Here is an 18883-nt window from a genome sequence, read left to right as displayed (position 1 = left end):
TGTGCCCGGCCTCGCTCGCCACCCGCAGTAGTTCGACGGTGTCAACGCCGGCGGCGGCATTCTCCGCTTCATTCGGCGCTCATGTCCCCTATAGCGCGCTACATCCTCATCTTCCGTCCCACGCTGATACGTTGCTCGGGCGTTGATCCTGGCACCCACCGACCTGCCGTATCCCCTGAACCCGCCGCACCCCACCCCCCCCGAAGAAGGAGAGTCGAGTGCCCCCGCACGGGACGAGCCGCACCCCGTCGGCCCTGTTCACCGTCGCCCTCGCGCTCGTCCTGCTGGCCGGGCCAGCCTGTGTACCCGGCGTCGAAACCGCACCTCCGCCCACGCAAGCCGCTCCGGCGCAGGTGTCCGGTCCGCCGACGGCCTACGGCGCCTACGTCGGATACGGTGCCGACGCCCTCCGTCGAGTGGCGGAGTTCGGGGCCTGGCTGGGGCGGCCCGAGCCCCGGGTCGGGCATGCGTATCTGGCCGGGGAGAACTGGAGCGACATCGAGGGCGCGTCCGACGACCTCGCCCTGTGGGCCGGCTGGCGGCGGGAGGAACAGGACCGGCTGCTCGTCCTCAACGTGCCGATGCTGGACCGCAACGAGGCCCACCTGCCCGACAGCGTGGTCCGCACCGAGCTGAGGGACGGAGCGGACGGACGTTACGACGACCACTTCCGCGTCCTCGCCCAGCGGCTGGTCCAACTGGGCGTGCCCGACGCCGAGATCGTCCTCGGCTGGGAGATGAACGGCACCACCTACACCCACCGCTGCGCGCCCGACCCCGCGTCCTGGAAGCGCTACTGGACGCGCATCGTCACCGCGATGCGATCCGCCCCCGGGCAGCGCTTCCGGTTCGACTTCACGCCCGACCGCGGCCGCGACGCGATCCCCTGGACCGACTGCTACCCGGGTGACGACCACGTCGACGTCATCGGCATGGACGCGTACGACAGCCCGCGCGGTCTGTCCTTCTCCCGGCAACTGACCGAGCCTTACGGGCTGTTCGCGCAGGTCGCCTTCGCCCGCGCCCACCACAAGCCCATCGCCTACCCGGAGTGGGGCCTGTTCGACAACGGCGACAACCCCACCTACATGCGCGGCATGCTCACCTGGATGGCAGGCCGACGCCCGCTCTACCAGACCATCAGCGACTACTGCCCCCACGGCGTCTGGCGCTGCCGCGACAACCCCAAGTCCTCAGCCGTATACCGTTCCTTGACGGACAGTCAGTCATGAGGGGGGCGGAGAACGGCACCCGCCGTTCTCCGCCCCCCTCGGGCCTCGCGCCCCGAACTACCGCTCTACGGGGTCCACTTCACGTTCGGATTCACCTGGCCGGTCCAGTTGAAGATCGCCATGTTGTCCCAACCGTCCCCGCTGCCCGAGATGTCGGCCGGGTCCCAGCCGTTGCCGGTGACCGCGTACCAGGTCGGTTCCCAGTAGAAGACACCGATCGCACCCGCGCTCCGGGCCGTGTTCTGGACCGCCGTGAACTCCGCGCCCTGGCCCGCCCAGGTGAGCGGATAGCCCGAGCACCCGGAAGTCACCGAGTTCGCCGTACCGTCCGCGTCGGACGAGGTGAACGGGTAGGCCGTCTCCGCGATGATGACGTCCTTGCCGTAGCGCGACTTCATGTCCGAGACGACGCTGCCCATGTTGGCCAGCGTGCCGTGCCACATGCAGTAGTAACTCAGCCCGGTGATGTCCCAGTTGACGCCCTGCGCCTTGATGCCGTCGTAGAACCAGCGGGCGTTGGAGTCGCTGTCCGCGTCGGCGGTGTGGATGATCACCTGGGTGGAACTGTTGCACGCCTTGGTCGCGTTGTAGCCCGACTTCAGCAGCAGGCCGAGGTTGGTGAAGCTGTTGTTGACGACCTTGCCGTCGTCCCACAGCATGCCGACGTTGATCTCGTTGCCGATCTGCACGCTGTCCGGGGTGGTGCCCTGGGACTTGAGGCTGTTGCAGACGTCGTAGGTGTAGTTGTAGACGTCGGTCTGCAACGCGCTGATGCCGTGGCTCGACCAGGCCGCCGGCTTGTACTGCTTGCCCGGGTCGGCCCAGGTGTCCGAGTAGTGGAAGTCGATCAGCAGCTTGAGGCCCTTGGCCTTGACCTGCTTCGCGTACGCCAGCACCTTCGCCTTGTTGTTGTAGCCGCTGGCGGGGTTGTTCCAGATCCGCAGGCGTACGTAGTTGACGCCGGCGCCCTTGAGGATGTCGAGCGGGTCCTTCGCGGTCCCGCTGGAGTCGTAGTACTTGGCGCCGAGGTCGATCGCGCGCTGCGCGGACGAGACGTCGGCGCCGAGCATGGTGAGCGAGTTCGCCGCGGCGGCGTCCGTGGGGGTGAGCATCGCCGCCGGCAGGGCGACTGCGGCCAGGAGCAAGGCGGCTTTGACTATGCGGCCCGGGCTTCTCACGTGGATCCCGACCTCCTTGGGTCGACTGACATGCGCATGCGGGTGTGTCTGAGAACGTTCACAGTAGGAGAGGTAACAGGCGCTGTAAATATGTGTGTCGGTTGTATTTCCCGCAGTTGGTGGGCGTGCTGTGTGTGCGTGAAAGGTGGGAACGTACACAATCCAGTGCACACAGTGGTACCGGGGTACTACGCCCGCGCCCTCAATGACCCCCCGGTACGACGGTTTCGAGCCCCCCGCCCTCCTAGCGTGGCCGGTGGGAAAGCCCAGTGGGGGCGGTGGCACGTGAGCGCGAGGGAAACCAATGATCGAGGCACACCAACTGACGAAACGGTACGGGGAGAAGACGGCGGTCGACCGGCTGGACTTCGTCGTCCGGCCCGGCACCGTCACCGGCTTCCTGGGCCCCAACGGCGCGGGTAAATCGACCACGATGCGCATGATCGTCGGCCTGGACGCGCCCACCAGCGGCACCGTCACGGTCAACGGCAAGCCCTACGCCGAACACAGCGCACCGCTCCAGGAGGTCGGCGCGCTCCTTGAGGCCAAGTCGATCCACCCGGGCCGCTCCGCCTTCGACCACCTGATGGCGCAGGCCCACACGCACGGCATCCCGCGCCGCCGGGTCGACGAGGTCATCGAGATGACCGGACTGCAGTCCGTGGCGAGGAAGCGGGCCGGGGCCTTCTCCCTCGGCATGGGCCAACGGCTCGGCATCGCCGCCGCGTTGCTCGGCGACCCGGCGACCGTCATGCTCGACGAACCCGTCAACGGCCTTGATCCCGAAGGCGTGTTGTGGATCCGCAACCTGCTGACCGGGCTCGCCGCGGACGGTCGTACCGTCTTCGTCTCCTCGCACCTGATGAGTGAAATGGCGCTGGTCGCCGACCACTTGATCGTCGTCGGACGGGGACGGCTGCTGGCCGACACCACCGTGCAGGACCTGGTCCGGCACGCGGGCGGCGACACCGTCACCGTGGCCTCCGAGCAGCCGGCCCGGCTGCGCGAGGTCCTCGCCGGTCCCGGTGTGGAGATCAGCGGCGAGGTCGGTTCCGAGGAGCTGCACGTCACCGGGCTGACCGCACGCGCCATCGGCATCAGGGCGGCCGAGCACGGCATCCCGCTCTTCGAACTCAGCGCGCGGACCGTCTCGTTGGAGCAGGCGTTCATGGACCTGACCCGGGACGCCGTCGAGTACCACGGCTCCACCACCGTCGAGACGCCCGGGAGGGCCGCGTGAGCACCATCACCGCGACCGACAGCGCCGCACCCGCACCGGTGAAACCGGCCCGTCCGCCGTACAAGGTCACCGGGCGCCGGGTGGTGCGCTCCGAGTGGGCCAAGCTGTGGTCCCTGCGCTCCACCTGGATCACCCTGGGCCTCGGCCTGCTGTTCCTGATCGCGTTCGGCCTGATCGCCGCCGCGCACTACAAGTCCTCCTACGGATCAGGGCATTTGAGGTCCGACGACGCGAACTCCACCGCGCTCGACATCTCCCTCTTCGGTACGAACTTCGCGCAGCTCGCGCTCGGTGTGCTGGGCGTCCTGGTCACCGCGGGCGAGTACTCGACCGGCATGATCCGCTCCACGCTGGCCGCCGTGCCGCGCCGTCTGCCGGTGCTGTGGTCCAAGGCCCTGGTGTTCGGCGTGGTCGCGTTCGGCGTCTCCCTCGTCGGGGTGTTCGTCGCGTTCCCGATCGTGAGCGGCATCGTCTCCGGCACCCCGGCCGCTCTCACCTTCTCCCACTCCGGAGTCGTACGGAGCCTGCTCGGCGCCGGTCTCTACCTCGGGCTGGTCGGCGTGATCGGCACCGCGCTGGGCGCGCTGCTGCGCTCGGTCGCCGGGGGCATCTCGGTCCTCGTCGCCACGTTCATGCTGGTCCCGGGCCTGATCTCGCTGCTGCCCAGCTCCTGGCAGGACGACATCAGCCCGTATCTGCCGAGCAACGCGGGCGGGTCGATGTTCGCCCTGACCCACGACTCGACGACGCTGTCGCCCACCGCCGGACTCCTGGTCTTCCTGGGCTGGACGGCCCTCGCGCTGGCCGGGGCGGCGTACCGGCTGGTACGGACCGACGCCTGAGGCCGGTGTCTCCGGCGAGCCGCGCGGCATCCGGCCTGGTCACCGGCCGGATGCCGCGCCGCCGTATGACCGCCGCGACCGCACAATGGAGGGGTGACACCGATGAGCCTCGACGACCCCGCCCCCGCCCCCTTCGCGGAGGCGGACCTCCCGTGGAGTCACCCGCTGGCCGGGGGGCTGTCCCGGCTGGGCCGGCGGATCAAGCTGGGCGACCGGAAGCATCCGTGGGTGCTGGACACGGCCCTGATCGCCCTGGTCGCGGTGATGTTCTGCGTGCCGGACCTGGTGAACGACGACGACGGCCGACGGCGTGGCTTCGACAACAGCTTCATCCATCTGCCCTGGCCCGCGACCATCGCCCTTCAGGCCGGACTGGTTCTGCCGCTGCTGTGGCGGCGTCGCAGACCGACGCTCGCCTTCGCCGTCATCGCCGCGGTGTTCTTCGTCCAACTCGGTCTTGGCGCCTGGCTGCGCGCCGACGTCGCCCTGCTGATCTCCCTCTACAGCCTCGCCCTGCACGGGCAGTTGCGGCGGCTGCCGGTCGCCTGTGCCGTCACCGTCGGCGCCCTGGTGCTGTTCGCCGTCCGGCTGCCGTCCCAAGTGCCGTTCCTGGACGCGCTGTTCGTTCTGTTCAGCACGATCACCGCGGCCGTCGCCCTCGGCCTCGTCGTCCGCATCCGGCGCGCCCAGCTCGCCGTACTGCGCGACCGCGCGGCCCGCCTGGAGATCGAACGCGACCAGCGCAGCAAACTCGCCGCCGCCACCGAACGCACGCGTGTGGCACGGGAGATGCACGACATCATCGGCCACAACCTCTCCGTCATCATCACCCTCGCCGACGGCGGCGCCTACGCCACCGACCTCGCCCCCGAACGCGGCAAGCAGGCCCTGCTCCTCATCGGCGACACCGGCCGCCAGGCACTCGGTGAACTGCGCCGCATGCTGGGCGTGTTGCGCGTCCAGACCGCCACACCGGACGCCCCCGAACTCAGCCCGCAACCGGGCATCGCCGACCTCGACGCCCTCTGCGCCCGTATCCGCGCGGCCGGTCCGCAGGTCGTGTACCGCACCGGCGGCGACCCGGCCGCCCTCGACCGCGGGGTCCAACTCACCGTGTACCGCATCGTGCAGGAGGCGCTCACCAACGCCCTCAAGCACGCGGGCCACGACACCCGCGTCGAACTCGCCGTGAACGTCGAGGAGTCACGGGTGCGTATCGACTGCCACGACACCGGCCCGGGCACCGCCACCGCCGGACCCGTACCCGGCCACGACGAAGGACACGGACTCGCCGGCATGAGAGAACGCGCGGCCCTCTACCACGGCACCGTCACCGCGGGCCCCGCCCCGGGCGGCGGCTGGACGGTACGGGCCACCCTCGACCCCACCCCGCTCACCGCGAACGGGAGCACGGGCGGAACCGGGGGCGCGGCATGACGACCGTGCTCATCGTGGACGACCAGCCCCTCCAACGCCTGGGATTCCGGATGCTTTTGGAGGCCAACCCCGACACCGAGGTGGTCGGCGAGGCCGGGCACGGCGGCGAGGCGGTGCGGATGGCCGCCGAACTGCGCCCCGACGTGATCCTGATGGACGTACGCATGCCGGGCATGGACGGCATCGAGGCCACCCGCCGGGTCGTCGCGGCCGGCGACCGTTCCCGCGTCCTCATCCTGACCACCTTCGACCTCGACGAGTACGCCCACGAGGCACTGCGCGCGGGAGCCAGCGGCTTCCTCCTCAAGGACGCCCACCCCGAGGAACTCCTCGCCGGCATCCGCGCGGTGGCCTCCGGCGACGCGGTCATCGCTCCCGCGCTCACCCGCCGCCTGCTGGACGCCTACGCCCAGCACCTGCCGAGGAGTTCACCGGCAGGACCGGCGACGTCACCCGCGACGGACGACCCCCGCATCCGCCCCCTCACCGAACGCGAGCGCGAGATCCTCGTCGCCATGGGCCGGGGCTGGACCAACGGCGAGATCGCCGAACGCCTCTTCCTCTCCGAGTCCACGGTGAAGACCCACGTCGGCCGCGTGCTGGCGAAGGTCGGCGCCCGCGACCGCATCCAGGCGGTGATCCTCGCCTACGACCTCGGGCTCGCCCGCCCCAACTCCACTGACCAGTAAGCCGAGTTGCCCTCAGGGCTGTGCCCAGGCATCTTGAAACCTTAGGTTGCGCCGCCCGCACGCACAGCTTCGTACTCGATGTGGACGCCGCGGCGCATCGGGACAACTGTTGTTTCCCATGTTTCCCATGGTCGAGATCAAAGGGGCTGTGTCCCGCAGAACGATGTTGGGCGCGATGGCGGCGACGGCGACCGCGGCGACCGTGCCGCTGACCGTCGCGGCACCGGGCGCCGAGGCCGCACCGCAGGTGAGACCCGATCTGCTCTACGTCGGCACCTGGAACGGCGGTCAGGTCCACGGGGTCCGGTTCGACCCCGTCCAAGGAACACTGACCTCCAACGGCCCGGTGGCCCAGGTCAGTTCGGGCTGGGTGACGGCGCACCCGGACCGCGCGGTGCTCTACGTCGGCAGCCAACTGGACGGCGGAATCGTCACCGTCTTCGACATCAACCGCACGACCGGCGCGCTGACACAGACCGGCCAGGTGAGCACGGACGCCGGTGGAACGGCCGGCGGCGGTCTGTCGTACCTGGGCGTGGACCGGTCCACGGACACGCTGCTCGTCGCCAACTTCGAGGCCGGCGTTGCCGTTTCCCTCCCGATCCGTCGGAACGGCGGCCTCGGCGCGCCGGTCTCGGTCGTGGCCGACATCGGATCGGGGCCCGGCCCACGCCAGTTGGGCCCGCACCCGCACCAGGTCGTCGTGGCACCCGGCCGCCGCCACGCCCTGGTCCCGGACCTCGGCGCCGACCGCGTCTTCGTCTACGGCTTCGACGGTACGACGGGTGCGCTGTCGTCCGGCGAGGGCGGACCCGGCGCCTACACCACCGACGCCGGTGCGGGCCCGAGACGGGTCGTCTTCCACCCCGACGGACGCAAGGCGTATCTGCTGACCGAGCTGACGGCGGAACTCCAACTCCTCGACTGGGACGGCAGATCGGGGGAGTTGACGCGGCGTCAGAGTCTCGCGATCGACTCACCGGACTTCACCGGTACCAAGAGCGGCGCCGAGCTGGCCATCAGCCGCGACGGGCGCTTCGTCTATGCCTCAAGTCGCGGTGAGAACACGCTCGTTGTGTACGCGGTCGAGCGGCGGACCGGGCTGCTCTCCCTCCTCCAGCGCATTCCCTGCGGGGGACTGAAGCCCTGGAGCTTCACCGTGCACCCGGGCGGGCGCTGGCTGTTCGTCGCCAACGAGGCGAGTAGCACCGTCGACGTGTTCGCCGTCGACCTCCGCTCCGGGCGGCTGACCGGCACCGGGAACTCCCTCGCGCTGCCGAACCCCGACTGCGTCGCCGTCTGCGCACGCTGAGGTCCGACCGCACAGGATTGTCCAACAATCATGTGCGGCAAGGATCTTGAGCCCGAAGAGTTGGCACGTTCTTGCTGCACACTTCTTGCCGCCATGGGTCGCCGCTGTTACGTTCAGTGCATCGCTTGTCGGACAATCTGAAGCGAGCGCAGGTTCACCTCCCCCCAACCCCTACGTGTAGGCCGGGCAAGGAGACCAAGTTGTCGAACGATCAGCGCCCACCCCACTCCGAAGCCCTCCGCTTCGACCACGTCACCCTTCAGTTCCCGGGAAGCCGGCGGCCGGCCATCGAGGACGTGTCGTTCCAGGTCGAGCGGGGCAGGTTCGTCGCCGTCATCGGACCCAGCGGCTGCGGCAAGAGCACGATCCTCAACCTGGCCGCCGGACTGCTCGCCCCGACCCTTGGACGGGTCCACTTCGACGGCGAACCGGTCGACGCCGTCAACTCCGAGGCCGCGTACGTCACTCAGCAGGCCAACTTGCTGCCCTGGCTGAGCGTCCGGGCCAACATCGGACTCGCCCTGAAGTTCCGCAAGGTCCCCAAGGGCGAGCGGGAGGAACGCATCGCCCACTGGGTGAAGGTCGTAGGCCTCACCGGATTCGAGGACCACTACCCGCGCGAGCTCTCCGGCGGCATGCAGAAACGCTGCGCGATCGCCCGCGCCCTCATCTACAACCCGTCCATCGTGCTGATGGACGAACCCTTCGGACCGCTGGACGCCATCACCCGGCTCAAGCTCCAGCAGGACTTGCTCAACCTCTGGGAGGGGGAGCGCGCCGGCACGCTCGTCTTCGTGACGCACGACCTCAACGAGGCGATCTACCTCGCCGACGAGGTCATCGTGATGTCCGACGGCCCCGGCACCATCCGCCGGGTGCTGCCCGTCCCCTTCGAACGGCCCCGCAGCATCGGCTCCCTCGTCGAGTCACGCGAGTTCTCGGAGCTTTACAACGACCTGTGGAGCCTGTTCAAGTCCCAGCTGCAGACGTCGGAGGCCGGCGCGTAGACGCGCCCCACTTCCTGATCCATCGACCCGCCTGCTGATCCATCGATCCGCCCAGTCGCCATGCTGCCCTGCGAGGTGCCCAGCGTTGATATCGATCGCTGAAGAGATCGCCGTACCGAGTCCACCGAAACGAGTCTGGGAGGTCGTGTCGAACCCCTCCGAGGTCGTCGCCTGCGTCAACGGCGCCGAACTCGGCGAGGCGCACGACGACGGCTCCTTCGACGGAACCCTCGTCGTCAAGTTCGGGGCGATGAAGGTGAGTTTCGCCGCCAGAGTCGCTCTGGATCTCACCGAGTCCGATCGCGAGGGCCGCCTCTCGGCCCGCGGCAAGGACGGCCAGGGCGGCACCCGCTTCACCGCCCGCGCCAAGTTCCGGGTGACCGAGGGCGAAGGGCCGGGCGACTCCCGCGTGAGCGTACTGGCCGAGGTCCAACTCAACGGCAGGCTCGCCCCGTTGGTCGAGTCCGGCGCCGGGGCGATGGTCTCGCGGATGACCCGGGAGTTCTCGGCGGAGCTGATCCAGCGGTGCGCCGGAGGCGAGGTGCGGGCACCGGCACGCCCCGCCGGGCTGACCGGCCGCCTGCGTGCCTGGTGGACACGGCTTCTGAAGAGACGTCAGAAACCTTTCCCGTCAGCTGACTTCGCGACCGAGGAGGCAGGAAATGGCACCGCCCAGGCTCAATAACGTGATCGGCGCACTGGAGTCGGGACGCCACGCCTTCGTCTCCTTCGCCGCGCCCGACCCCGCGTCCGCCGTCGAGTTCAGCACCACCGACTACGACGGCCTGGTCTTCGAGACCGAACACAAACCCTGGGACGTCACCGCCCTGCGGGACAGCCTCCAGTACCTCCTGAACCGCCGTCAGATCCACGCCGCCGACAGCCTCGCGCCCGCCGTCACCCCGCTCGTGCGGATCCCGGCCAACGGCGTCGAGAAGGCGCAGTGGCACGCCAAACAGGTCCTCGACCTGGGCGCTTACGGGGTCGTCTGGCCGCACATCACCACGGTGGACGAGGCCCGCAACGCGGTCGCGGCCTGCCGCTACCCGAGCCTTCCCGGCAGCCCCCGCCACGAGCCCGCCGGCCTGCGCGGCGACAGCCCGGGCGCGGCGGCCCGCTACTGGGGCATCACCAACGCCGAGTACTACACGAGAAGCGACGTCTGGCCGCTCGACCCGGACGGCGAGATCCTCGTCGCCCTCATGATCGAGGACCAGCGCGGCATCGAGAACCTCCCGGACATCCTCGACCAGGTCCCCGGCATCGGCCTGATCCTGATCGGCGAGGGCGACCTGAGCCAGGAGTTGGGAGTGCCGCGCCAGTACGAGCATCCGCGCGTTCTGGAGTGCAAGCGCCGTGTCCTCGACGCGTGCGGGGAGCGCGGAGTCGCCGTGGGCCATCCGCATGTCACCGCCGACAACGTCAAGCAGGTCCTCGACGACGGCTACCGCTTCCTGATGTCGGCGCCCGTGCGCTCCTACCCGGGCCTCGAACTGGGCCGCGCCCTCACCGCCCGCACCCCCGGAAGAGAGGGCCTCAAGTGATCATCGACAGCCACGGCCACTTCACCACCGCCCCACCGGCGCTGGGCAGTTGGCGGGAGCGGCAGATCCGCGCCTTCGAGAATTCCGGCGCCCGCGTGTCACCCGACGAACTCCACATCACCGACGACGAGATCAAGAACGCGGTGGAACAAGGGCAGTTGAAGCTCCAGCTGGAGCGCGGCACGGACCTGGGACTGTTCTCCCCGGGCGCCGGGAAGATGGCCCACCACCACGGCGACGAACGCACCAGCCTCGACTGGTCCCAGGTCAGCAACGACCTGATCGGCCGGGTGTGCGGACTGTTCCCGGGCCGGTTCGTCGGCGTGTGCCAGCTGCCCCAGTCCCCGGGTGACGCGCTGCCCGCCTCGGTCCGCAACTCCGTCACCGAACTGGAGCGCTGCGTCGAGCAGTTGGGCTTCGTCGGCTGCCTCCTCAACCCCGACCCCTCGGACGGCTACTGGCAGGCACCGCCCCTCACCGACCCGGTGTACTACCCGCTCTACGAGAAGCTCGTCGAACTCGACGTCCCCGCGATGGTCCATGTCGCGATGTCCAGGAACCCCGCCCTGCAAGGGACTTGCGCGCACTACCTCAACGGCGACACCGCGGTGTTCATGCAGCTGTGCATGTCCGACCTGTTCACCGACTTCCCGACCCTGAAGCTGATCCTGCCGCACGGCGGCGGCGCCGTCCCCTACCACTGGGGACGCTACCGGGGCGTCATGCAGGACCAGGGCCGCCCACTGCTGGAGGAAGCGGTCCTGCGCAACGTCTACTTCGACACCTGCGTGTACCACCGACGCGGCATGCAACTCCTCGTCGACGTGATCCCCGCCGAGAACATCCTCTTCGCCTCGGAGATGATCGGCGCCGTCCGCAGCGTGGACCCCGAGACCGGACACCGCTTCGACGACACCAAACACCTCCTCGACTCCCTCGACACGCTGAGCGACACCGACCGCAGCGCGATCTACGGCGGCAACGCCCTGCGCGTGTTCGGCCGCCTGGAGGGCGCGCTCAAGTCCGCGCCGCCACACCCCCTCCCCGTCCCGTTCAACAGCCTTAAGGAGGCCGGGAATTGAAGGCCTACGAAGCCCTCGCCGAGGCGTTCGTCAAGGAGGGCACCAGCGATGTCTTCGGCATGATGGGCGACGCCAACATGCACTGGATGAACGCGCTCGACCGGCGCGGCGTCCGGCTCTACGAGGTGCGCCACGAAGGCTCGGGCCTCGGCATGGCCGACGGCTGGGCGCGAACCACCGGCCGCCCAGGGGTCGTTACGACGACCAGCGGCCCCGGCACCTCGCAGCTGGCCACCTCGATGATCGTCGCGAACCGCGCCCGCACCCCGCTGGTCGCCTTCTGCGGCGAGACGAGTTGGGGCGACCAGGGCGCCGTGCAGTACCTCGACCAGCGCCGTTTCGCCGCCGCCGTCGAGTGCGGCTTCGTCCACCTCTCCCGCGCCGACCAGGCCCAGGAGGCCGTACAGCGCGCCTTCTACCAGGCCCGCACCGAGTCACGGCCGGTGATGCTGAGCGCCCCGATCGACATCCAGCAGGGGGAGTTGGAGGACGCCGACGAGTACGTCCCCTCCCTCGCCCTCCTCGACAGCCCCCGGCTGCCGCCCGACCCGGCCCGCATTGCCGCGGCCTGCGACATCGTCCGGGCCAGCAAGCGCGTGGTGATCGTCGCCGGACGCGGGGCGCGCCGTGCCGGTGCCGGCGGTGAGGTGCTCGCCCTCCAGCAGCGGACCGGCGCCCTTCTCGCCACCACCCTTCAGGCGAAGAACTGGCTGTGCGACAGCACCCGTTACCACGTCGGTCTCGCCGGGCTGTTCGGCAGCAAGGCGGCCACGGAACTCCTCCAGGAGGCCGACTGCGTGATCGCGGTGGGCGCCAGCCTCAACAGCTACACCATCGAGCACGGCTACCTGTTCCCCGACGCCAAGTACATCCAGATCGACGTCTCCCCGCACATCGTGATGGGCAACGGCAAGGCCGCCGACTGCTACATCCAGGCCGACGCGGTCACCGCCGTGGGTGAGTTGAGCCGCGCCCTGGAAGAACGCTCGGTCCAGCTCGACGGCTTCCACACCGACGACGTACTGCGCCGCCTCGCCCAACCGCTCCGGCCCCCGGCGTCGTACGTCGGCGAACCGGGCCGCATCGACCCGCGCCAGGCGATCCGCATCCTGGACGACGAACTCCCCGGCGAGATGGGCCTGGTGCTCGGCAGCGGGCACCAGGTCGACTTCGGCACCATGCTGTTCCAGCGCTCCCGCGAAGTCCTCTCCAACTACGGCATGTTCGGCGCCATCGGCCAGGCCCCGCTCCTCGCGATCGGCCGACTGGTCGCCGAGGGCAGGCGCCCCGGGTTCGTGGTGGAGGGTGATGCCAGCTTCCTGATGCACCTCTCTGAGTTCGAAACGGCCTGCCGGTACGGCATCCCGCTCCTGGTCGTCGTCATGAACGACGAGGGACTCGGCGCCGAGTACCACAAGTCCCGTTCCAAGGGCCTCGATCCGAACCTCGCCCTCATCCCGACCCCGGCGCTTGGGCCGGTCGCGGTGGCCCTCGGCGGGGGAGGCGCCACGGTCCGTACCCCGGCCGAACTCAGCGCCGCCGTAGCCGAGTTCGTGCGCGCGCCCCGGGCCACCGTGATCGACGTCCGCATCACCCGCGAGGTGTTGAGCGTTCCCTACCGGCGCCTCATGTACGGCGAGGACGTATGAGCCGGGCACCGATGACACCGCTGACCGTCCTGCTGGGCGATTACCCGCACACCCGCCACCTGAAGGAGAGCCCCGTCCTGGGCGGCGACTGCCGCTTCGTCGAGGCATCCCCGCTGTACCCGGCCTTCGCCCGCATGGTCCGCCGACTGGAGTACGACATCTGCGAGTTGGCCCTCGCCACCTATCTCCAGGCCCGCGAGGCCGGCGCGCCTATCACCTTGCTCCCGGTCGTGATGATCGGCGGCACCCACCACCGCTCCCTGACCTGCCTCCCGGACGGGCCCGACCTCACCCCCGGCGGGCTCGTCGGCCGCCGGGTGGGCGTGCGCTCGTACAGCCAGACCACCGGCCTGTGGGTGCGCGGCATCCTGCGTGAGGAGTACGGCGTCGAGGCCTCCGACGTCACCTGGGTCACCACCGAGGAACCCCACGTCGCCCAGTACCGCGAACCGCCCTACGTGGAACGGTCCAAGGCCGGGCGTGTAGCCGATCTGCTGCGCGGAAGGGAGGTCGAGGCGGCCGTACTCGGTCCGCGCGCGATCGGCGGCCAGGGCGAGGGCCTGGTCCCGCTGATCCCCGACGCGGAGGCGGCGGGCCTCGCCTGGATCGACCGGCACGGGACCGTTCCCGCCAACCACGTGGTCGTCGTCCGCGATGACGTCCTACGGTCCCGGCCGGAGGCGGTACTCGCCCTGTACCGCGCCGTCAAGGACGCCATCGCCGCCACCGCGTCGGAGCGCGACGACTCGCCGGCAGGCCGCGCGGTGGCCACTGGCTGGACCGTTCCATTCGTCAACTGCCTTGAGATCGCCGGGCGTTACGCCCTGGAACAGGAGCTCGTGCGCACCCCCGTGGACGTGGGCGCGATCGAGAAGGAAACCGCGTTCGTCCGAGGAAGCTGAGAGGAGGCAGTGATGACAGGACTACGGCACCGGCCGAGCGCCCCCACGAAGCGGCCCGACCAGTGGACACCGGACCTCCTCGCGAAGGTCGACTGGCGCCGCCGCGCGGCAGCCGAACCCTTCCGCGGAGTGGCCATACCGGACGGCATACACCCGGGCCTCTTCCCCCTGCGCGACACCGGCGTGGACGTCGGCCCGGTACGACAGGCGGCGGAGAAGTACCTCGCCGCACTCTCGCCGACCGAGCGGGCGACGGGCCGGTTCCCCATCGACGATGTGACATGGCGTCACTGGGCCAACGGAGCACGCTACTTCCTCCGCCACGGCCTCTGCCTGGAGGACCTCGACGACGAGAAACGACACCGTGCCCTGGATGTCGTCCGCGCCAGTCTCAGCGCCTACGGCTACACCCAGGTCGTCGACCTGATGCACCTCAACCTCACCATCGGCGAACTCCGCGGTGAGGAGGACCTGTTGAACGAGTGGCTGTACTGGTTCAGCGTCTACGGCGAGCCCGAGAACGACCGCCCCTGGGGCTGGCAGCTCGATGGCCACCACGTCAACGTCAACTGCGTCTTCGTCGGCGACCAGATGGTGCTGACGCCCACCTTCCTGGGCGCCGAACCGGTGACCGCCAGGTCCGGGAAGTACGCCGGGACGACCGTCTTCCGGCGCGAAGAGGCCGTCGGACAGGAGCTGTTCACCACGCTGACGCACCGTCAGCGGGAGCGGGCGGTGATCGCCGACGAACTGCCTCCTGACCTGTTCGTCGGTGCCTTCCGCGACAACTTCGAACTCGCCCATCAGGGAGTGCTGTTGAGCGAGCTGACGTCGAGTCAGCGCGCGATCGCCGCAGAACTCGTGGGCCTCTACGTCAACCGCGCCGCCGACGGCCACTCAGGGGTCCGCATGGACGAGGTCACCGCCCATCTCGCGGACACCCGTTTCGCCTGGATCGGTGACGGCGGACCGGACAGCGCCTTCTACTACCGCCTCCACAGCCCGGTGATCCTCGTCGAGTTCGAGCACCAGGCCGGGGTCATGTTCGACAACGACGTGCCCTCGCGCAAGCACATCCACACCGTGGTCCGCACCCCGAACGGCAACGACTACGGGACCGACCTGCTGCGCCGGCACCACGAGCGGTTCCATCGGAGGAGGAGTACGGGATGAAGATGGTTCTGGGCCGCGACGACCTCGCGGCCGCCGCGCAGACCGCCGTCCGCGCCACTGGGTCGGACCTCGAACGGCTCGACGTACGGCCTGTGCACAAGGCCTCACGCGGCTTCGTCAACGACACGGACGTGGACCTCTGCGAGCTGGCGGTCGTCACGCTGCTCCAGGCCGTCGCCCACGGGAAACCCGTCGTGCTGCTCCCGGTCACCACCCTCGGCCGCCACCAGCATCAAACCCTTGTCACCTGTGGCGAGTTGACCATCGCCGACATCGAGGGACGCACCGTCGGCGTCCGCTCCTGGAGCCAGACCACCGGCGTGTGGGTGCGCGGTTTCCTGAGCGAGCAGTGCGGGGTCGACCTGCGGAACGTCGACTGGGTCGTGTACGAGGACGGTCATGTCGACGAGCACGAGGACCCGGCCTGGGTGAAGCGGGCCCCCGAAGGCGCCCGTCTCCAGGCCGACTTCCTCGAAGGGCGTCTCGACTTCGGGATCATGGGCAACGAACTCCCGGCCGACGACCGTATCCGCACCGCGATCCCGGACGCGTCCGACGTGGCCCAACAGTGGGCGCTGGCCAAGGGGTTCGCCCCCGTCAACCACGTCGTCGGCGTCACCGAGGCAGCCGCCCGCGCGCACTCCGCCGCCCTCTGCGCCGCTTACGACGCGCTGCGCGCCGCGATCCCGCCGACCAGCCCCGTGGACTTCAGCCCCGTCGGCTTCGAGGCGCTGCGCGGACCGGTCGCGCAGGCCGCCCAATACGCCCTGGAGCAGGGCGTATTGCCTCGGCCCGTCCCCTTCGACGAGTTGATGGCGGGGAGTTGCGCGGCCCTCGGCGTGGAGCCCGCGCGACTCGGTGGACAAGGCCCGTGCGCACGGCCGTAGCCGGCACACCCGACGATCGGAAGGCAGGGAATGCAGAAGCTCTCGGTGGCCCTCGGGGAGTACCCGCACGGGCAGGCGCTCCTCGACGGCGAGGTCGGGGTGGACGGGTACCGGATCGAGCCGGTCGAGGTCCGGCCGGTCATCGGCGCCTACCGGCGGATGATCCGCGACCTGGAGTTCGACGTGTGCGAACTCGCCCCCGTCTCCTACCTGATGGCCAGACAGGAAGGTGTGCCGCTCACCGCGATCCCGGTGTTCCTCAACCGCCGTTTCCACCACGGGGACGTGCAGTGCGCCGAGGACTCGGGCATCCGGGAGCCCCGCGACCTGGAGGGGCGCCGGGTCGGGGTCCGTGCGTACACGGTGACCACCGGCGTGTGGGTGCGCGGGGTCCTGAGTGAGCAGTACGGCGTGGACGTCGAGAAGATCACCTGGGTGGTGGACGACGACGACCACATCGAGGGCCGTACCCCGCCGAACGTCGAACGGGTCGCGGACGGACGGTCGTTGGGCGAGCTGCTGCGGGCGGGTGACATCGACGCCGCGTTCACCGGCAACGCGGGCACAGGCCGGGCGGGCGCACCCCGCGCGGGCTGGGCGGCGGCGGACGAGGGGGTCGGCGACGGCCCGTACCCGCTCTTCCCCGACGCCGAAGTCCTCGCCGTGGACTGGTACTTGCGCACCGGCATCTATCCGCTGCACTCCCTCGTCGCGCTCCGCTCCGAGCTCGTCGAACGCGACCCCGACCTTCCCGCCAAGCTCTGCACGGCCTTCGTCGACAGCAAGCGCAAGCAACTCGCCGCCGACCCGGCCTGGTTGACACAACCCCGGTTCGCCCGCCAGGCCCGGCAGATCGGCGGCGATCCTGCTCCCTACGGCATCGAGGCCAACGAGCCGAGCCTCACCGCGCTCGTGCGGTTCTCCCGGGACCAGGGTCTCCTCGACCCGGACTTCCCCACTGACCCGCACACCCTGTTCGCCGTCGGCGACCACCCCGACGCCTGACCGAAACGACCTGCCGTACAAGGGAGTTGGACCATGGACGTGGTCGACGCGCACTGCCACATCATCTCGGAGGACCAGGCCCGGTACCCGCGGGCGCCGATCGGCGGCAAGCAGTCGGCGTGGGCCGAGTCCCGGCCGGTGACCGCCGCCGGGATGGTGACCCGCATGGACGAGGCGGGCATCGGCCAGGCAGTCCTTGTCCAGGCCACCACCGCCTACGGCTACGACAACTCCTACGTCCTCGACAGCTGCCGCAGCCGCCCCGGACGCTTCGTCGCCGTCGGCACCTTCGACCCGCTCCGGCCGGGCGCCGCCGACATCCTCGCTAACGCGGTCGGCGGCGGAGGTCTCGCCGGGGTGCGGCTGTTCACGAGCGGCAGCACGGTGCCGACGCAGGGGGAGTGGTTCGCCGCGCCCGAGACGTATGAATTCTGGCGCCGGGCGGGGGAGTTGGACATCACCGTCTGTCTCCAGATGCGGCTCGGAGCGGCGACCAAACAACTCCGGCAGGTGCTGGAGCGGTTCCCCGGTGTGCGGGTCCTCCTCGACCACATCGGCTACCCGGACATCGCCGCCTCGCCCGCCCGCGCCGGCGCCGACGTCGCCGAACTCGCCCAGCACCCGGGCCTGTTCCTGAAACTCACCCACCGCAATCTGGAGCGGCTGCACGACGCCGGGGACGCGGCGGCCGACTTCCTCGAACCCGTCGTAGCCGCGTACGGCGCGGACCGGATCGCGTGGGGCTCCAACTACCCAGGCGCAGAACAGTCGTTGCCCGAACTGCTGCGACTCGCGGAGGACGTCCTCGCCGTACTCCCGGACGACGCCCGGCAGGCGATCTTCGCCGGCACGGCACGACGGCTGTACCCCGGGCTGACCGGAGAAGGCACCTGAACGGGACATACTCCCGGAACGGCCGACATCAGCGGCCGGCAACCCTTCCGAGAACACACAGGTGATCAAGGTGGACATCAGCGGATACGACGACGTCGTGGATCCGGGCCGGACGTCGCCCACCCGGCACAGCCAGGCCTACGACGGACTGCGCTCACTGCTCCTGTCGGGCAGCGTAGAGCCGGGCACCCGGCTCACCGAGGCCGACCTGACCAGGATGTTCAACGTCTCGCGCAGCACCATGCGGGCGGTCCTGGTCCGGCTGACCCAGGAGGGCTACGTCACCAGCGAGGTCAACCGAGGGGTCCGCACCCGCAGTTTCTCCGTCGAGGAGGCCGCGGACATCCTGGAGGCCCGCGAGACGCTGGAATCCGCCCTCGCGGGGAAGGCCGCCGAACGCGCCACCGACGAGGAGATCGCCCAACTCCGCGCCACCCTCCAGGAGATGGAGGACTGCAAGGCACGCGGTGACCAGGCCGCCTACTCGCGCGGCAACCGGCTCTTCCACCAGCAGGTCAAACAGGCCGCCCACCAGCAGACCCTCGCCAAGGCCTACGACACGCTGCTCTACCCGCTCGTCATGCGCCAGTACCGCAACCTCTCCGCCCCGCACCCCCGTGCAGGTTCGCTGGAGGAGCATCAGGCGATCCTCCTCGCCATCGTCACCCGCAACCCCGAGGCGGCCGTCGCCGCGATGCGCCACCACGTGGCCTCCGCCCGCCAGGCACTCCTGCTGCGCTCCGCCCGCGACAGCCCCGCTCGCGCCACCGACTGACCGACCACTCGCCGCACCCGAGAAAGGGTCTTCAT

Annotated in this window: 18 protein-coding genes; 17 read left to right on the top strand and 1 reads right to left on the bottom strand. The window is 69.8% G+C overall.

The annotated features are described in order from the left end of the window. Positions 1–218: 218 nt before the first annotated feature. Complete coding sequence (locus OG194_RS07575; RefSeq protein ID WP_327400077.1) at positions 219–1232, top strand: glycoside hydrolase family 26 protein; 1014 nt, start codon at positions 219–221, stop codon at positions 1230–1232. A gap of 65 nt (positions 1233–1297) precedes the next feature. Here the strand turns inward: OG194_RS07575 and OG194_RS07570 are convergent, their stop codons facing one another. After that, on the bottom strand, positions 1298–2410 hold the full coding sequence (locus OG194_RS07570; RefSeq protein WP_327400076.1) for a glycoside hydrolase family 53 protein: 1113 nt from the start codon (positions 2408–2410) through the stop codon (positions 1298–1300). Positions 2411–2714: 304 nt separating this feature from the next. On the opposite strand from OG194_RS07570, the gene OG194_RS07565 reads away from it, so the two are divergent. The 16 genes from OG194_RS07565 to OG194_RS07490 all read left to right on the top strand — a co-directional run bounded on the left by OG194_RS07565 (position 2715) and on the right by OG194_RS07490 (position 18848). Next, positions 2715–3650, top strand: a complete 936-nt coding sequence (locus OG194_RS07565) for an ABC transporter ATP-binding protein (protein WP_327400075.1) — start codon at positions 2715–2717, stop codon at positions 3648–3650. Continuing rightward, entirely contained in the window at positions 3647–4492 is an 846-nt protein-coding gene (locus OG194_RS07560; protein WP_327400074.1) for an ABC transporter permease, read from the top strand. Before OG194_RS07565 ends, OG194_RS07560 begins: the two co-directional genes overlap by 4 nt. 102 nt (positions 4493–4594) lie before the next feature. Further along, a complete protein-coding gene (locus tag OG194_RS07555; RefSeq protein WP_327400073.1) occupies positions 4595–5929 on the top strand; it encodes a sensor histidine kinase in 1335 nt (444 codons plus the stop codon). Further along, positions 5926–6618, top strand: coding sequence for a response regulator transcription factor (locus tag OG194_RS07550; protein ID WP_327400072.1), 693 nt, complete (start codon positions 5926–5928; stop codon positions 6616–6618). Before OG194_RS07555 ends, OG194_RS07550 begins: the two co-directional genes overlap by 4 nt. 127 nt (positions 6619–6745) lie before the next feature. Then, the gene (locus tag OG194_RS07545) at positions 6746–7930 is read left to right on the top strand and encodes a lactonase family protein (protein WP_327400071.1); all 1185 of its coding nucleotides are present in this window, start codon (positions 6746–6748) and stop codon (positions 7928–7930) included. Positions 7931–8130: 200 nt separating this feature from the next. Next, positions 8131–8937 (top strand): ABC transporter ATP-binding protein, encoded by an 807-nt coding sequence (locus OG194_RS07540; protein ID WP_327400070.1) that lies wholly within the window; start codon positions 8131–8133, stop codon positions 8935–8937. 85 nt (positions 8938–9022) lie between these two features. Next, entirely contained in the window at positions 9023–9622 is a 600-nt protein-coding gene (locus tag OG194_RS07535) for an SRPBCC domain-containing protein (RefSeq protein ID WP_327400069.1), read from the top strand. Further along, positions 9600–10481, top strand: coding sequence for an HpcH/HpaI aldolase family protein (locus OG194_RS07530; RefSeq protein ID WP_327400068.1), 882 nt, complete (start codon positions 9600–9602; stop codon positions 10479–10481). The genes OG194_RS07535 and OG194_RS07530 overlap by 23 nt, the downstream gene beginning before the upstream one ends. Then, the gene (locus OG194_RS07525; RefSeq protein ID WP_327400067.1) at positions 10478–11563 is read left to right on the top strand and encodes an amidohydrolase family protein; all 1086 of its coding nucleotides are present in this window, start codon (positions 10478–10480) and stop codon (positions 11561–11563) included. The genes OG194_RS07530 and OG194_RS07525 overlap by 4 nt, the downstream gene beginning before the upstream one ends. Continuing rightward, positions 11560–13212 carry a thiamine pyrophosphate-binding protein gene (locus tag OG194_RS07520; protein WP_327400066.1) on the top strand — a complete coding sequence of 551 codons (1653 nt, stop codon included), beginning with the start codon at positions 11560–11562 and terminating at the stop codon, positions 13210–13212. The genes OG194_RS07525 and OG194_RS07520 overlap by 4 nt, the downstream gene beginning before the upstream one ends. Beyond that, on the top strand, positions 13209–14114 hold the full coding sequence (locus OG194_RS07515; RefSeq protein WP_327400065.1) for a hypothetical protein: 906 nt from the start codon (positions 13209–13211) through the stop codon (positions 14112–14114). Before OG194_RS07520 ends, OG194_RS07515 begins: the two co-directional genes overlap by 4 nt. A gap of 12 nt (positions 14115–14126) precedes the next feature. Beyond that, a complete protein-coding gene (locus OG194_RS07510) occupies positions 14127–15287 on the top strand; it encodes a DUF3500 domain-containing protein (protein WP_327400064.1) in 1161 nt (386 codons plus the stop codon). After that, positions 15284–16174, top strand: a complete 891-nt coding sequence (locus OG194_RS07505; RefSeq protein WP_327400063.1) for a hypothetical protein — start codon at positions 15284–15286, stop codon at positions 16172–16174. Before OG194_RS07510 ends, OG194_RS07505 begins: the two co-directional genes overlap by 4 nt. 30 nt (positions 16175–16204) lie before the next feature. Beyond that, on the top strand, positions 16205–17179 hold the full coding sequence (locus tag OG194_RS07500) for a PhnD/SsuA/transferrin family substrate-binding protein (protein ID WP_327400062.1): 975 nt from the start codon (positions 16205–16207) through the stop codon (positions 17177–17179). Positions 17180–17212: 33 nt separating this feature from the next. Further along, positions 17213–18073 (top strand): amidohydrolase family protein, encoded by an 861-nt coding sequence (locus OG194_RS07495; RefSeq protein ID WP_327400061.1) that lies wholly within the window; start codon positions 17213–17215, stop codon positions 18071–18073. 70 nt (positions 18074–18143) lie between these two features. Beyond that, positions 18144–18848 (top strand): GntR family transcriptional regulator, encoded by a 705-nt coding sequence (locus OG194_RS07490; protein WP_327400060.1) that lies wholly within the window; start codon positions 18144–18146, stop codon positions 18846–18848. Positions 18849–18883: the final 35 nt, after the last annotated feature.

This window comes from Streptomyces sp. NBC_01288 (assembly GCF_035982055.1).
GTDB lineage: Bacteria > Actinomycetota > Actinomycetes > Streptomycetales > Streptomycetaceae > Streptomyces.
Note: the sequence above shows the minus strand (reverse complement) of the source record. Positions and strands in the feature narration are given on the sequence as shown.

Excerpts from the sequence above, each read along its gene's own strand:
- OG194_RS07515 (WP_327400065.1), top strand. The coding sequence starts at position 13,209 with ATGAGCCGGGCACCGATGACACCGCTGACCGTCCTGCTGGGCGATTAC.
- OG194_RS07545 (WP_327400071.1), top strand. The coding sequence starts at position 6,746 with ATGGTCGAGATCAAAGGGGCTGTGTCCCGCAGAACGATGTTGGGCGCG.
- OG194_RS07550 (WP_327400072.1), top strand. The coding sequence starts at position 5,926 with ATGACGACCGTGCTCATCGTGGACGACCAGCCCCTCCAACGCCTGGGA.
- OG194_RS07555 (WP_327400073.1), top strand. The coding sequence starts at position 4,595 with ATGAGCCTCGACGACCCCGCCCCCGCCCCCTTCGCGGAGGCGGACCTC.
- OG194_RS07565 (WP_327400075.1), top strand. The coding sequence starts at position 2,715 with ATGATCGAGGCACACCAACTGACGAAACGGTACGGGGAGAAGACGGCG.
- OG194_RS07505 (WP_327400063.1), top strand. The coding sequence starts at position 15,284 with ATGAAGATGGTTCTGGGCCGCGACGACCTCGCGGCCGCCGCGCAGACC.
- OG194_RS07510 (WP_327400064.1), top strand. The coding sequence starts at position 14,127 with ATGACAGGACTACGGCACCGGCCGAGCGCCCCCACGAAGCGGCCCGAC.
- OG194_RS07500 (WP_327400062.1), top strand. The coding sequence starts at position 16,205 with ATGCAGAAGCTCTCGGTGGCCCTCGGGGAGTACCCGCACGGGCAGGCG.
- OG194_RS07495 (WP_327400061.1), top strand. The coding sequence starts at position 17,213 with ATGGACGTGGTCGACGCGCACTGCCACATCATCTCGGAGGACCAGGCC.
- OG194_RS07530 (WP_327400068.1), top strand. The coding sequence starts at position 9,600 with ATGGCACCGCCCAGGCTCAATAACGTGATCGGCGCACTGGAGTCGGGA.